This is a genomic window from Enterobacter sp. Sphag1F (assembly GCF_014193275.1).
Taxonomy (GTDB): domain Bacteria; phylum Pseudomonadota; class Gammaproteobacteria; order Enterobacterales; family Enterobacteriaceae; genus Pantoea; species Pantoea symbiotica.
In genome coordinates this window covers 85,849-99,655 of the sequence record NZ_JACHZD010000005.1, presented here as the reverse complement: position 1 = coordinate 99,655, position 13,807 = coordinate 85,849, and the positions used below count along the sequence as shown (strand labels likewise).

The following is a 13,807-nucleotide window of genomic DNA, read 5'->3' as shown; positions in this document are numbered from 1 at the left end:
AACATGAATCCTGAACAGTTAATTCATCATATCGATCGCGAATTTTGCCTCTCTTTCCTGGCAAAAATGGTGCAGCACAAAAGCTACAGCGCCACCGATGGCGAGCGTGAACTGGCGAAATACATGGCCGCGCAGATGGCGCAGCTGGGCCTGGAAACCGAACTGCAGAACGTGCCTGGCGACAGGCTGAACGCCATCGGACGATTGGCGGGCAGCGGCGGCGGCAAAAGCCTGCTGTTCAACGGACATCTGGATACCAATCCTGTCACCGAAGGCTGGACCGTCGATCCCTGGGCAGGAAAAATTGACGAGCAGTTCATCTACGGCATTGGCGTGTCGAACATGAAAGCGGGTGATGCGGCCTACTTTTGCGCCTTGAAAACGCTGATTGATGCCGGTGTAAAGCTGAAAGGCGATGTGATTCTGACCTACGTGGTGGGCGAGTTGCAGGGCGGCATTGGCACGCTGGCGGCGATTGAGCAAGGTGTGCGCGCCGACTACTTCATCAATGCGGAACCCACCGACCTGCAAGCGCTGACCATGCACGCCGGTTCACTGATGTTTACCATTGAACTCACCGGCGATACGCGTCATTTGTCGAAACGTGAAGAAGCGGTCGATGCGATCAGCGCCGCTGTCGAGCTGATTCCGCAGATTAACGGTATGACCTTTAGCGGTGCTAAAACCGCTGAACATCGCAAGATTAACCGTGGACATATCGGTACCGTGCATGGTGCGTTGGGCCGCGATTTGGAAGAGTGGCGACCGCCGCAGGTGGCTGATTTTGTGCGCTTAAAAGGCTCGGCACGCTTCGCGCCAGGGCAAACGGTGGAAGGCGTGCTCGCCGATCTTCAGGCATTGCTGAACACCTTGTGCCAGCGCTACCCGGGCCTGAAAGCCGAGCTTTATGATGATGGCATTCGCGATAAACCCACCATGTTGCCGTTCGAAGTGTCACCGGAATCGGCCATCGTTAAAGCGGTGAATCGCGGCTGGAAAACCGTGCGCGGCACCGAGCAGCCGACCGGCGTGATCACGCCTCCGGCATTCTTTGGCACTGACGCGGCGCATCTCTATCAGCATGCGGGCATGGAAGGGATCGTCTGTGGGCCGGGCGGCAAATACAACACCATGCCGGATGAACGGGTTGAAATCAGTGAATTCCTCGATATGGTGCGCATCTATTTGCTGGCCATTCTGGAGATTTGCCAGCCGGTTGAGGCCGCGTAATGCATGCCGAGGCGCTGATGCGTCTGCGTGCCGCCATGCAGCAGAACGCAGTTGATATCATGCTGGTGGATCACGGTGAGCTGCTGGCGTGGCTCACCGGCTTTACCGTCTCCGAAACCTTGTATCGTGCCTGCCTGGTGCCGCTCAACGGCGAACCCTGGATGGTGCTGCGTCAGCTGGATGAAGCGCCATGCCGCACGCAATCGCCAACGCTGGAAGTGGAAAGCTATTGCGATGATCAGGATGCCTGGCACGCGGTGGCGCAAAGTCTGATAGGTCGCGGATATCAACAGGCGCGCATCGGCGCGGACTTTTACTCCTACGGCATGACGGTACACAGCTGGCAGCAGCTTTCGCGCTATCTGCCAGACGTGACGTGGCATGATTTAACCGGGCTGAGCGACCGGCTGCGCAGCGTCAAATTCCCGACGGAAATCGCCGTGTTGCGTCAGGCTGCTGCCATCGCGGATGCCACAATGATGGCGATAGGCGCGGAAGTGGAAGGCGGCTGGCGCGTGCGCGATGTCGCCGCGCTGGCTGCCGGACAGTTTTTACAGCTGGGTGCGGATACCGGCGAAACCGGGCCGATTGTGATCGCCAGCGGTGATAATGGTTTTCTGCATGCCAGCGGCCATGAGCAGCGGCTGGAAAAAGGCGATGTGCTGCACGTCGAGCTGATCCCAAAAGTGAAACATTACAGCGCACGCCTGATGCGGCCTTATATCGTCGGGGAGATTTCGGCGCAGCGTGCCGAATTGGCAGCACAGCTGATTGCGATTCAGGATCAGCAATTTGCCGCCATGAAACCGGGCATGGTGGCGCACGACGTGGATGCCATCGTGCGCGATGCGGTGCTAAGTAGAGGATTGCGCGCGGATTATCCCAATATCACCGGTTATGCATTGAGACTTTACACGCGCACGCCACGACCAAGTGATTTTTCCTGCAGTTTCCACCCTAACGCGCAGTGGCTGCTTGAAGAGAATATGGTGTTCCACATGTATGTTTCCGCGCAAGGTCTGGCGTTCAGCGAAACGGTGCGCGTTACGCCTGCAGGCGCAGAACGGCTGACAAATCTACCGCGTCAGTTATTATCATTGCCGGACCAGTAAATCAGATTGCACATTCTGTAGCGGCGCAATTTATTGCGCAATGCCCGGATGGACGCGGTGCCGCTATGGATACGCGCGATAAATCGCGCCGCTACGGTATGTGCGGTTATTAATTTGATAGCTAACAGGATTTAGTATGACGCAGGACGTTGAACTGATTGATTTAGCCGTAACCTTTCCCGCTTTACGTTTCGATCTGAAATATGCCACGGCGGATAACATCGCGGGCTATGCCATTTACCAGGAGGCCAAAGCGCTGCTGCATCCAGCCGCCGCCGATGCACTGGCAAAAAGCATTGAGATCGCCCGGCTGGCGGGATTCAACTTGTTGATACTCGATGCCTATCGGCCGCAGCAAGCGCAGTGGCATTTATGGGATGCCTGTCCGGATAAAGATTATGTGGTGCCGCCCGCGCAGGGTTCGAATCACAGTCGCGGCGTGGCAATTGACCTTACGTTACTTGATGCGCAAGGCCAGCCGCTGGATATGGGCACCGCCTTTGATGCGATGGAAGTGGAATCACATCCCTATCATCCGAATGTCCCCGCCGAAGCGCAACGTAATCGCCTGCTGCTGAACGCAATTATGTTTGGCGGCGGTTTTGTCGCTATGCCAACCGAATGGTGGCACTTCGAGTTGCCTGACGCGAAAAATTATCCATTACTTGATGAGCAGTTTGGCTGCGTTGCGCGTTGAATTATTTCGTTTAGCCGATGGTACAAAACCCTGATTAATATTCAGCTGTAATCACGCCAAAGCAACGTAGGGTCGCCATTCATGGCGACCCTACAAAGGATTGGTGCGTTTTTGGTAGGGTGCGCATTCTGGTGTTACTGAATCATTAATATAAATAACTACCGCAACTGACTATCTTTACTTCCACGGCGGTTATAACCGCCGATCGCCGCCTGTTTTTTATCAATCTTGCTCTGGCAATTCACGCAGTAACGCACGCCAGCTAATGCCGCGCGACGCGCTTCCGGGATTGGTTCGCCGCACTCGTCGCAAAACTCGGCGCTGGCACCGTGGCCGAGATTCTCTCGCGCGCGCGCCACCGCGTCATCGACCGTGGCATCAATTTGTTTATGCACTGCACCGTCTTCTGACCAACCGCCAGCCATACTTCACCTCCAAAAATACTAATGCCCAAAGTATAAGACATGGCGTAATGAATGTCGGACAGGCCAGAATTTAACAAGGTTGACACATCATCGCGCGCCATCCTAGACTGCGGCTTGTTCCAAGGGGTGCTCTGTTAAGGGGCTGAGATTCTACCGGCTGGCATGTATGCGCTGGCAACGTAGTGACCCTCCGAACCTGATCCGGCTAATACCGGCGTAGGGATGCGGAACCGCAGGGCGATATTGCGCCCTGATTCCCTCTTTGTGCTTTGTAGCGGACAGTTCGCGCTCTTCAGGCGTTGCCTGAGAGTCTCTGCGCAATCGCAAAGGTGGCGACACATGAACGAAACACACATCATCCAGGCTCTGCTGACATTCCTGCAGCGCGAAGAGGCTTCAGACGGCGATTTCAAGCAGTTGGCCCTCGAAATCTTCGCTTATCAGTTCGCACACAACCAACCTTATCGCCGCTTCGCCATCCAGCGCGGACGCACGCCGCTGACGGTGAAAAACTGGCGCAACATTCCCGCCATCCCAATTAATGCCTTCAAAGATCTGACGCTCAGCTGCCGTCCCACTGACCAGATTGCCGAAATCTTCATGACCAGCGGCACCACCGGAACGGTTAAAGGGCGCAGCTACCATCCGACGCTGGACGTGTGGAAGAAATCGATGTTACTCAACTTCCGCCGTCGCTTTATGGCGGGCAGCGAACGCATCCGCATGGGCATTTTGTTCCCGGATAAAGTGGCGATGCCGAACTCCTCGCTGGCGACCTATCTCGATTTGGCGATGCAGGAGTGCGGCACGCCAGACAGCGAAGTAATGGTGGGCGAGCATGGCCTCGATATCGATCGCCTGTTTAGTGCGCTCGAGCAGGCCGAAGCCAGCGGCGAACCTTATGCGCTGCTGGGTGCCAGCTACAGCTTTGTCCATCTGCTAGATGAAATGCAGCGCCAGCAACGCCGCTTCGCGCTGCCTGCCGGCAGCCGCATTCTCGATACCGGCGGTTTCAAAGGCCAGTCGCGCGAGATTGGCGCGGATGAATTCTACGCTTCGCTCTCTCACGCCTTCGGTATCCCGCGCTCACACTGCATCAACATGTACGGCATGACGGAAATCAGCACGCAGTTTTACGATGCGGGCAATGAGCGCTGCCCGCCGGTGAAATCCGGGCCGCACTGGATCCGCACGCGTGTGGTCAATCCGCTTACCGGCGATGATGTGCCGGATGGCGAGGTAGGCGTGCTGGTGCATCACGATCTGGCGCATTTCAACTCAGTTTCCGCCCTGTTAACGGAAGATGCGGGCGTGATGGTGCATGGCGGATTCCATCTGCTGGGACGTGTGACCGGCGCTGATGCCAAAGGCTGTTCGTTGACCATGGAAGCGTTTCTCGCCAGCGCGCAGGCACCGCTGTGAAGGAAGTTGCCGGACATCTGCCGGGCTTTTCCGCTGACGAAGTGCAGTGGCAAACGCTGAGTTTCAATCATCATGGCGAAAGCCTCGAAGTTAGCGTTCCGCAACTTAATGACGAGCAGATAACGGCGCTCGCGGCGCGCATTCGCAGCAACGCCCGCGCTTATCTCCGCCAGCTAAGCGTATCGCAGATCATCTCCATCATTGATGAAGCGGTAGCGCGACTGCTCGATCGTCATCACCCGCTACGCATCAAAGCCGAAAAGCTGCTGCCTATCGTCACCGGTTACGATGCCGAAATGGTAAGACTTGGCCTCACCGGCTACCTGAAAACCTTTCGTCAGCCGCAGCTTAAGCGCTTTCTGGCTGAAGATTTCGACGATCCGCAGATGCTCGACGATTTTCAGCCGCGCCCTAAAGGCGGCTTCGCGCGTGCGTTTGGCCCGCAACTGTTGATGCATATCTGGGCGGGCAACGTGCCGGGCTTACCGCTGTGGAGTTTGATCTGTGGTCTGCTGGTCAAGGCGGGCACCATCGGCAAACTGCCGGGTAATGAGCCGCTGATGGCAAGCTGGTTCGCGCAGTTGCTGGCGGAAATCGACCCAAAACTCGGCGAGTGCATCGCGGTGGTGTGGTGGAAAGGCGGCGATGCGCAAACCGAGCCAACCTGGCTGCGCCAACCCGATGTGCTGGTGGCTTATGGCGGCAACCCAACGCTGGCGGCGATCCAACAGCGTTTGCCGGTTACCACACGCTTTTTGCCGCACGGCCACAAAATCAGTTTCGGGCTGGTGGCGCGTTCGGCGTTGAATGCTCGGCAGGGCGCGGAACTGGCGCGCCGCGTGGCCTATGACGTGATGCGTTACGATCAGGCAGGCTGCTACTCGCCGCAAATGCTATTTGTCGAGCGCGGCGGCAAGGTGTCGCCGGATGAGTTCGCCAGTTATATCGCCCATGAACTCGCCGCGCTGGCGTACAAACATCCGCGCCGTCCGCTGGCTAATGATGAGATGAACAGCATTGCCGCGTGGCGTAATGGCGAGGAGATCCGTGCGCTGAGCGGCGATCGTAGGCTTTACGGCGAGGCGGCAGACAGTTGGGCGGTGGTGAGCGTTGAGCATGCAGAGCCTTTATCGCCTGCTGCGCTGGGCCGCACCTTGAAAGTGGTGTGCGTGGATGCGCTGGAGGATGTGGTCGATTTGGTGGCGCAGCAGCGGCATTTCCTGCAAACCGCAGGCGTGGCGGCCGCGCCGCAGGAATTGTTCCGCATTTCCGCTTTGCTCGGGCAAGTTGGCGTCACCCGCATCGCCGCGTTCGGCCACATGACCTCGCCGGAAGCGGGCTGGCATCACGACGGGCGTTTTAGTTTGCTGGATTTGGTGACCATCACGGAGATCGAGCAGGGCGCAGAAGCCTCTGCCGAAAGTTACGCACCGTATACGGACTGACGCGGTCGCCATACGCCGCATTTATGCATATGGGGTTTTGTAGGGTGCGCATTAATGCGCACCTGGCTGAATCACACTCCATCCCTAAGGAGCAACAATGAAATTCTCCAACCAAACCGTTCTGGTAACCGGCGCAAGTCGCGGCATTGGTGCAGCAATCGCTAAAGCCTTCGCCGCTGAAGGCGCATTTGTGGTGGTGAACTATCTGCGCAATGAAGCTGCTGCAGCGAGCGTAGTTGCAGAGTGCCGTGCATTGGGCGGCGACGCGCTGGCGATTGCCGCAGATGTTACATCTGAGCAGCAGGTCAACGCGATGATGGAGCAAATCCTCAACGCCACCGGCCGCCTCGATGCGGTGATCAACAACGCCTTCGCACCTTACGTTTTCGACACCGAAAATCGTTCACGCTTTTGGGAAACGCCATGGTCGGGATATCAGTCGCAGTTCGATGGCGCGGTTAAAGCTGCCTATAACGTCTGCCAGGCGGCGCTGCCTTTAATGCGCGCGCGCGTACGCGGCAGCATCGTCAATCTCACCAGCGATCTGGTGGCACGTCCATCTGTGCCGTATCACGATTACATCACCGCGAAAGCCGCATTGACCGGCTTCAGCCGCACGCTGGCAACCGAACTTGGCCCGCTGGGGATTCGCGTTAACTGCGTCGCGCCCGGTTTGGTGTATCCCACCGACGCCAGCCAGGCCACTCGCGAAGAGGTGCGCGATTTTCTCACCGCGCAAACCCCGCTACGGCGTATCGCACGACCGGAAGATGTCACCGGCCCGGTGCTGTTTCTGGCCTCCGAGTGGAGTGAATTTGTCACCGGGCAAACCTTATACGTCGATGGCGGATTAGTAATGAATTAACCCGTAGGGTCGCCATTCATGGCGACCGTTTCGCATTAATCTGCTTAAGACGAATGACATATATCTGTACTCAATTACGTATTAAATAATTGATATTTCATACACTAACGCACCTCATTATTTTCTTTACTGAAACGAGTAAAACACACAATTAAGTGAGAATTTACACATCCTTATTTTTATGAATAAGGATCACATCTGGTTAAAATTTATCTTCACGGAGTTATATCATTACCCTATAGTTTGAATGGTTAACGGAATTAACTATAGGGATATATATGTACCACAGTGATGCGGTCATAAAGCAGCTTCAGGCGCAAAGGATTCTGGCAGAAAAGCTCAATAACGCCGTTTCCGGCGTTATTGAGGCAGTATCCGATCAAGTTAGTAAGATCAATAAAGGGGCAACCCGACTTTCATTTTATGCGTCGTGCTTTACTGATGAATACATAGACGTCTGTAAAAATCAGATGCTGGAAGATAATCGTTTTAGAAAAGCGGTCATACGGTTAATCAAAGATAGAGATATTATTTATTCACTGGTGCAAACTTACATTGACTATCAGCTTGAGCACAGATCATACAGGCAGCTTGAAGTAATTAAAATACATCTGATGCGAGCCAACATTCACATTGCAGCCAGCACACTGACTACTCGCGCATTTGGTGCTGGTGCGACTATGGCTGTCGTTCTGGGGATGAATATAACGCTTCCTGTTGGGCGTAATGTTGGTACTGCAGTTGGCGCGGCAGCGTCATTATTGGGAATTTATGCCATAGTTCAAAACGCAGCAGACAGCGCAAAGCGCTTGCAAATAATGCACCCTCCTTTTTATAACGCATTGTATATGCGAGAACTCGAAATGATGTATTTCCTTATTGAACCTTCATTCATGCGGGCTGGTGCGCTAAGAAATCAATGGCTGTCAGATTACGAAGTCGCTGAAGTATTGGTGAAGTTAGTGAGGAAGTGATGAAGAAATTTTTAAAGCAATGGTTAATATCAGAATCGAAATTTCTGATCTGCACTTACGTACCGATAGTATCAACAATACTTTTTGCGCTGCTACAAATCTACTTTTTTCCAGATAGCAGTATGTTAGGTGTAGGGATATTTTACTTGTGCTCTCTATCATTTGTTATCTACAAATGTCGTTAAATTTAAGGATGAAATAGAGCATGTTTAGCGTGCTGAAACATAATGCTCTTCAAGTTTGCATACGAGTAGGTTGAAGTGAAATATGATGAGGTTTTTGAAGAGATGGTTAGTAGAACAATTGAAATTTTTGTTATGCATCTATGTTCCGGTTTTATGTGCTCTCGTGTTTGGTGTGCTTAAAGTTTATTTCTATCCCGAGAGTGGAATGATGAGCGTGGGCATTGTATATCTTCTCACGCTAATGATCTCTGTTTATAAATTTCGTTAAATTCAAAGGAATTAATATGTCAACTCCAGCACATCTCTGGTTAGAAGATGAAAGTGGTTCTCCGATTGTAGGTTCGTGCATGATGCCGACCAGACTCGGTTCGATAGAGCTCAACTCAGTCATGCACAATATTACGATCCCGGTAGATTTGCATACAGGCAGGCTAACAGCCACAAGGATTCATGCCCCGATATCCGTTCAAAAAGAGTTTGATAGAACAACACCGGTATTGTTTCGTGCATTGTGCCAGGCCCGTACGCTGAAATCAGCGAACATCAAGATGTACCGAATTAACGAAGCGGGCATGGAGGTTGAGTATTTTAATATTCTGTTGGAGAACGTCAAAATCTCCAGCATCTCTCCGGCTTTGCTGCCAAACGGCCAGACCAGCACGCATCTGGAAAATATTGAGTTACGATATGAAACGATTACATGGAAATACGTGGACGGTAATATTGTATTTAAGGATGGATGGAATGAGAGGATGATTGCTTAGTTTCTGGCGTTGTTGATGAAGTTTCCAATTAAGTCAGTAAGATCGCTTAAAAACACATGGATTTCAGGACATAAACTCGTTCAGGTGCTCGCTAAACTGATGGGAAGGGCATGAAACGTTTCTTAAGGCAGTGGCTGAGATCACAATCCAAAATGCTGCTGCGTATCTACGTACCAGTTATTATTACTGTGCTGTACGGCATGTTGCAATTTTACCTTTTCCCTGACAGCGGCATGTTGAGCGAGGGGATCGTTTACTTGTGTGCGTATATTTTTGTTGTTTATAAATGTCGAAAACTTTAAAGGATTAAATATGCCTGTTCCAGCGCATTTATGGTTAGAAGATGAAAATGGTTCCCCGATTGTGGTTTCCTGTACGATGCCAACCCGCCTCGGTTCGATAGAACTGAACACGGTGATGCACAACATCACAATCCCGGTAGAACAGCTCACGGGAAGGCTAACAGCCACAGGGATTCATGTCCCGATATCCGTTCAAAAGAGTTTGATAGAACAAAACTGGTACTGTTAAGGAATTTACGCCGCGCCAATCAACATTCATTTTTGTCATCCCCATAAAGCTGGATTTACAATAATTTCATCACTATTAAAAAGTCTTTTAACTGGTATCCAAGTTATTAAAGATCTCTTTAATACCATTAGCGATACGAGATCAATGCAGGTATGAAGCCGCACCAACTAACCCTATGTCACAATCCTGCGCCACGACCAATAACTCCCCATACTCCCATAAAAAAAGCGGCCCTAAGGCCGCCAAAACCCTCAATTGCAGTGAACATTGAGGAAGGAGGATAATAAACGGGTTAGCCTTTCACGCCGCCGGCAGTCAGGCCGCTGATCAGCCAGCGTTGTGCCAGCAGGAACACTAGCGTAATTGGAATCGCAGAGAGCACCGCCGCCGCCGCAAAGTCGCCCCACAGATAGTTTTGCGGGTTCAGATATTGCTGCATGCCGACTGCCAGCGTGTAGCTGTTCACATCGCGCAGCAGCAGCGACGCGACCGGCACTTCAGTAACCGCAGCGATAAACGCCAGAATAAATACCACCGCCAGAATCGGCACCGAGAGCGGCAACAGCACCAGCCGGAACGCCTGCCACGGCGTGGCGCCATCCAGCGCCGCGGCTTCTTCCAGCGAACCGTCGATGGTTTCGAAATAGCCTTTAATAGTCCAGACGTGCAGGGCGATGCCGCCGAGATAGGCAAAGATCACGCCGCCATGCGTATTCAGGCCGATAAATGGCAGATATTGTCCCAGACGATCAAACAGCGCATACAGTGCGACCAGCGACAGCACGGCCGGGAACATCTGGAAAATCAGCATGCCTTTTAACAGCGTGGCGCGCCCGGCAAAACGCATACGCGCAAAGGCATACGCGCAGGTGGTGGAAAGCGCCACAATGCCAATCGCGCTGATGGCGGCGATTTTCACCGAGTTCCACAGCCAGAGCAGCACCGGGAAGGGCGGTGGCGTCACGCGGCCATCGGCGTGCTCGACGCTGAAACCTAACGCCAGCTGCCAGTGTTCCCAGGAAATCTGCTCCGGGATCAGCGAGCCGGTGGCGAAGTTACCGGCGCGCAGCGAGATGGCGAAAACCATCAGCAGCGGAAACAGAATTCCCGCAATAAATATCAGCAGCAGCAGATGCGTCATCAACAGACGCAGCTTTTGCGACTTGGGTTGCACCATAGCCATAACGCCTCCTTAATCGAATTTCATCCGCACGGCTTTAAGATTGATCACCGCCAGCGCGCCCACCAGCAGGAAGATCAGCGTGGCAATCGCCGCCGCCAGACCAAAGTCCTGTCCGCCGCCACCTTCAAACGCAATGCGCCAGGTGTAATTGACCAGCAAATCGGTGTAACCGGCTGGCGTGGTGGTGCCGATTCGATCCGGTCCGCCGTTGGTCAGCAGCTGCACCAGCACAAAGTTATTAAAGTTAAAGGCAAAACTGGCGATCATCAGCGGCATCAGTGGCTTCAACAGCAGCGGCAAAGTAATCAGGAAGAAGTTCTGCAGCGGCCCGGCACCGTCCATTGCTGAAGCTTCATAAAGATCGTCCGGAATCGCTTTCAGCAGCCCCATGCAGAGAATCATCATGTAGGGATAACCGAGCCAGGTATTCACAATAATCAGCATGGTGCGCGCCAGCGTTGGATCACTGAACCACGCGGGCTGGAAGCCAAACAGTGCTTTAAGCATCACGTTGATTTCACCGAAGCTCTGGTTGAACAAGCCTTTGAAAATCAGTATCGAGATAAAGGCGGGCACGGCGTAGGGCAAAATCAGCATCACGCGATACACCGCTTTGCCTTTCAGCGCTTCCCACTGCACCAGACACGCCAGCACCATGCCGACCGCCACGGTGAGAATCACCGTCACGAAAGAAAACAGCAGCGTCCAGCCAAAGATCGCCAGAAACGGTTTCTGAATCCCTTCATCGGTAAACACGCGAATGAAATTCTTCCAGCCGGTATTCACCGTAAAGCCCGGACTCAGCGCTTCACCGCTGCTGTTCTGATAGAAACCACTCTCACGATTGGCCTGATACAGCGCGCCGCTTTGTTGATTTTTCAGATCGCCGTTGGCTTGCAGCACATACAACGGGCGCGTGCCGGAGAACTGGCGCAGAGAGCTCATCACCACCAAACGACCATCCGGCAGTTCGGCCTGAATCTGGTTCAGCGCCTGGCGATTAGTGGTGACGATGCGCAGCGTGGCGCGTTCGCCCGGCGGTGGCGGGGCGCTGGTCAGTTTCAGCTTTTGCGCTCCGCCAAAAGCAAACGCAGTCGAGACGAAGGTTTGCCCGTTGGCCGCTTCGGTCAGCACCAGCTGCCAGCGATTGCCCGCCGGAATCAATGAGAAGTTCAGCGCCGAACCATCCTGATATTGACGGCTCAGCAACACTTGTTGCGCGCGTTCCAGCGTCAGCTGGTTGGTGCTGCTGTAGTTGGTAAAGGCAATCGCCACGGTGCAGGCGAGGGGAAACAGTACGAACAGCGCCATGCCGGCGAGGCCGGGATAGACATAACGCCAGGCATAGGCGCGACGATTGGCATAAATCCAGATGCCGACGGCGCTGATAATCAGCGTCACCAGCGCAAACAGATATTCACCTTTTGCATACATCAGCACGAGCAGATAGCCGACCAGCAGACAGCAGATACCGATAAAAAGAGCCTTCAGCACGGCGCTGAACCGTGCTGTTTTCGGTTTTCCTGACATGATGCGGTTTTCCTTAACAGCCAGTAACGAGCCGGATTGCGCCGGCTCTGGTAGAGAGGATTACTTGTTGAGTCGTGCCTGCGCATCTTTCAACGCCGCATCGACGCTTTGACGTCCACTCAACGCGTTCAGCGTGGCGGTGCGCATCGCGTACCAGAAGGCGGCCATCTGCGGAATGTTCGGCATGATGTCGCCGTTGCGCGCGTTGGTCATGGTGGCGGCGATACGCTCATCTTTCTCCAGCGTCTGCTGGAACGACTTCAGTGCGACCGCGCCGAGCGGTTTGTCTTTGTTGACCGCATCAAGACCGGCATCGGTCAGCAGGTAATTTTCCAGGAACTCTTTGGCCAGCTCTTTGTTCGGGCTGGCGGCATTGATCCCAGCACTCAGCACGCCAACGAAGGTTTTGGAATTTTTGCCGTTCAGCGTTGGCAGCAGCGTGACGCCGTAATTGATTTTGCTCTTGTCGATGTTGCTCCACGCCCACGGCCCGTTGATGGTCATGGCGGTTTGCCCCTTGTTAAAGGCGGCTTCGGCGATGGAGTAATCGGTATCGGCATTCAGCGTTTTGGCCTTCACCTGATCGACAAGGAATTTCATGCCCGCTTTGGCACCGGCATTATCCACGCCGGTATCTTTCACATCGTAGCGGCCATCGTTGAGCTTAAAGGCATAGGCGCCGCCCGCCGCCAGCAGCGGCCAGGTGAAGTACGGCTCCTGCAGGTTAAACATCATGGCGCTCTTGCCCTGCGCGCGCATTTTCTTATCGATGGCGGCGATCTCTTCCCAGCTTTTTGGCGGCTCAGGCAGCAGATCTTTGTTGTAGATGAGGGATAAGGATTCCACCGAAATCGGATAACCGATCAGCTTGCCGTTGAAGCGCACCGCGTCCCAGGTAAACGGGAAGATTTTCTCCTGGAAGCGCGCGTCCGGGGAGATCTCCGCTAACAAGCCTGACTGCGCATAACCGCCGAAGCGATCGTGCGCCCAGAAGATGATGTCCGGGCCATCGCCGGTGGCGGCAACCTGCGGATACTTCTCTTCCATTTTGTCCGGATGCTCAACCGTCACCTTGATGCCGGTCTCCTGCTCAAACTTTTTACCCACTTCAGCCAGGCCGTTGTAGCCCTTGTCGCCGTTGATCCAGATGACCAGCTTTCCCTCTTCAATCTTTGCAACGGCAGAAGCTGAAAACAGCACGGCCGTCAGGGCGGAAAGGGCAAGAATGCGTGCACCGGTTTTCATTGTCATAACTCCATCCTGTTAGCGGAAACGGAAATCGTTTTACCTGCCACATTGTGAGTATCTGCCGCCGCTTCTCATCCTCCCCGGCTCTACGCCTGCATTTCATCTGATGTGATCTGTGTTGCAAAACCACCCGGTTATCACGGACTGGCGCACACAATCGTCGCTCTGCTCTGCGTCATAGCTCACAAAAATGGTT

12 protein-coding genes and 1 riboswitch are annotated in these 13,807 nt (G+C 53.8%); of the genes, 8 read left to right on the top strand and 4 right to left on the bottom strand.

Annotation, left to right across the window (positions count from 1 at the left end):
- Nucleotides 1-3 precede the first annotated feature (3 nt).
- From FHW71_RS16555 to ddpX, 3 genes are all read left to right on the top strand, one after another.
- Nucleotides 4-1,230, top strand: a complete 1,227-nt coding sequence (locus tag FHW71_RS16555; RefSeq protein WP_179452524.1) for a M20/M25/M40 family metallo-hydrolase — start codon at nt 4-6, stop codon at nt 1,228-1,230.
- A complete protein-coding gene (locus FHW71_RS16550) occupies nt 1,230-2,342 on the top strand; it encodes a Xaa-Pro peptidase family protein (protein WP_179452525.1) in 1,113 nt (370 codons plus the stop codon). The genes FHW71_RS16555 and FHW71_RS16550 overlap by 1 nt, the downstream gene beginning before the upstream one ends.
- 136 nt (nt 2,343-2,478) lie before the next feature.
- Complete coding sequence (ddpX, locus tag FHW71_RS16545; protein WP_179452526.1) at nt 2,479-3,039, top strand: D-alanyl-D-alanine dipeptidase; 561 nt, start codon at nt 2,479-2,481, stop codon at nt 3,037-3,039.
- 158 nt (nt 3,040-3,197) lie between these two features.
- Here ddpX and FHW71_RS16540 read toward each other — a convergent pair whose 3' ends face one another.
- Nucleotides 3,198-3,464, bottom strand: a complete 267-nt coding sequence (locus tag FHW71_RS16540) for a DksA/TraR family C4-type zinc finger protein (RefSeq protein WP_179452527.1) — start codon at nt 3,462-3,464, stop codon at nt 3,198-3,200.
- 112 nt (nt 3,465-3,576) lie between these two features.
- Nucleotides 3,577-3,704: riboswitch (TPP riboswitch) on the top strand.
- Between the two features lie 99 nt (nt 3,705-3,803).
- Here FHW71_RS16540 and FHW71_RS16535 point away from each other — a divergent pair.
- The 5 genes from FHW71_RS16535 (at nt 3,804) to tssD (ending at nt 9,119) form a co-directional block, all read left to right on the top strand.
- Entirely contained in the window at nt 3,804-4,886 is a 1,083-nt protein-coding gene (locus tag FHW71_RS16535; protein WP_179452528.1) for a long-chain fatty acid--CoA ligase, read from the top strand.
- On the top strand, nt 4,883-6,331 hold the full coding sequence (locus tag FHW71_RS16530; RefSeq protein WP_179452529.1) for an acyl-CoA reductase: 1,449 nt from the start codon (nt 4,883-4,885) through the stop codon (nt 6,329-6,331). Before FHW71_RS16535 ends, FHW71_RS16530 begins: the two co-directional genes overlap by 4 nt.
- A 97-nt stretch (nt 6,332-6,428) precedes the next feature.
- On the top strand, nt 6,429-7,196 hold the full coding sequence (locus FHW71_RS16525; protein ID WP_179452530.1) for a 3-oxoacyl-ACP reductase: 768 nt from the start codon (nt 6,429-6,431) through the stop codon (nt 7,194-7,196).
- A 278-nt stretch (nt 7,197-7,474) separates the two neighbouring features.
- Entirely contained in the window at nt 7,475-8,170 is a 696-nt protein-coding gene (locus FHW71_RS16520; RefSeq protein ID WP_179452531.1) for a hypothetical protein, read from the top strand.
- 469 nt (nt 8,171-8,639) lie between these two features.
- Complete coding sequence (gene tssD, locus FHW71_RS16515; RefSeq protein ID WP_179452532.1) at nt 8,640-9,119, top strand: type VI secretion system tube protein TssD; 480 nt, start codon at nt 8,640-8,642, stop codon at nt 9,117-9,119.
- 823 nt (nt 9,120-9,942) lie between these two features.
- Here the strand turns inward: tssD and malG are convergent.
- The 3 genes from malG to malE are packed head-to-tail and all read right to left on the bottom strand — an operon-like array spanning nt 9,943 to nt 13,614.
- Nucleotides 9,943-10,833, bottom strand: coding sequence for a maltose ABC transporter permease MalG (gene malG, locus FHW71_RS16510; RefSeq protein ID WP_179452533.1), 891 nt, complete (start codon nt 10,831-10,833; stop codon nt 9,943-9,945).
- Between the two features lie 9 nt (nt 10,834-10,842).
- Nucleotides 10,843-12,363 carry a maltose ABC transporter permease MalF gene (gene malF, locus FHW71_RS16505; protein ID WP_179452534.1) on the bottom strand — a complete coding sequence of 507 codons (1,521 nt, stop codon included), beginning with the start codon at nt 12,361-12,363 and terminating at the stop codon, nt 10,843-10,845.
- A gap of 60 nt (nt 12,364-12,423) precedes the next feature.
- On the bottom strand, nt 12,424-13,614 hold the full coding sequence (gene malE / locus FHW71_RS16500) for a maltose/maltodextrin ABC transporter substrate-binding protein MalE (RefSeq protein ID WP_061719671.1): 1,191 nt from the start codon (nt 13,612-13,614) through the stop codon (nt 12,424-12,426).
- Nucleotides 13,615-13,807: the final 193 nt, after the last annotated feature.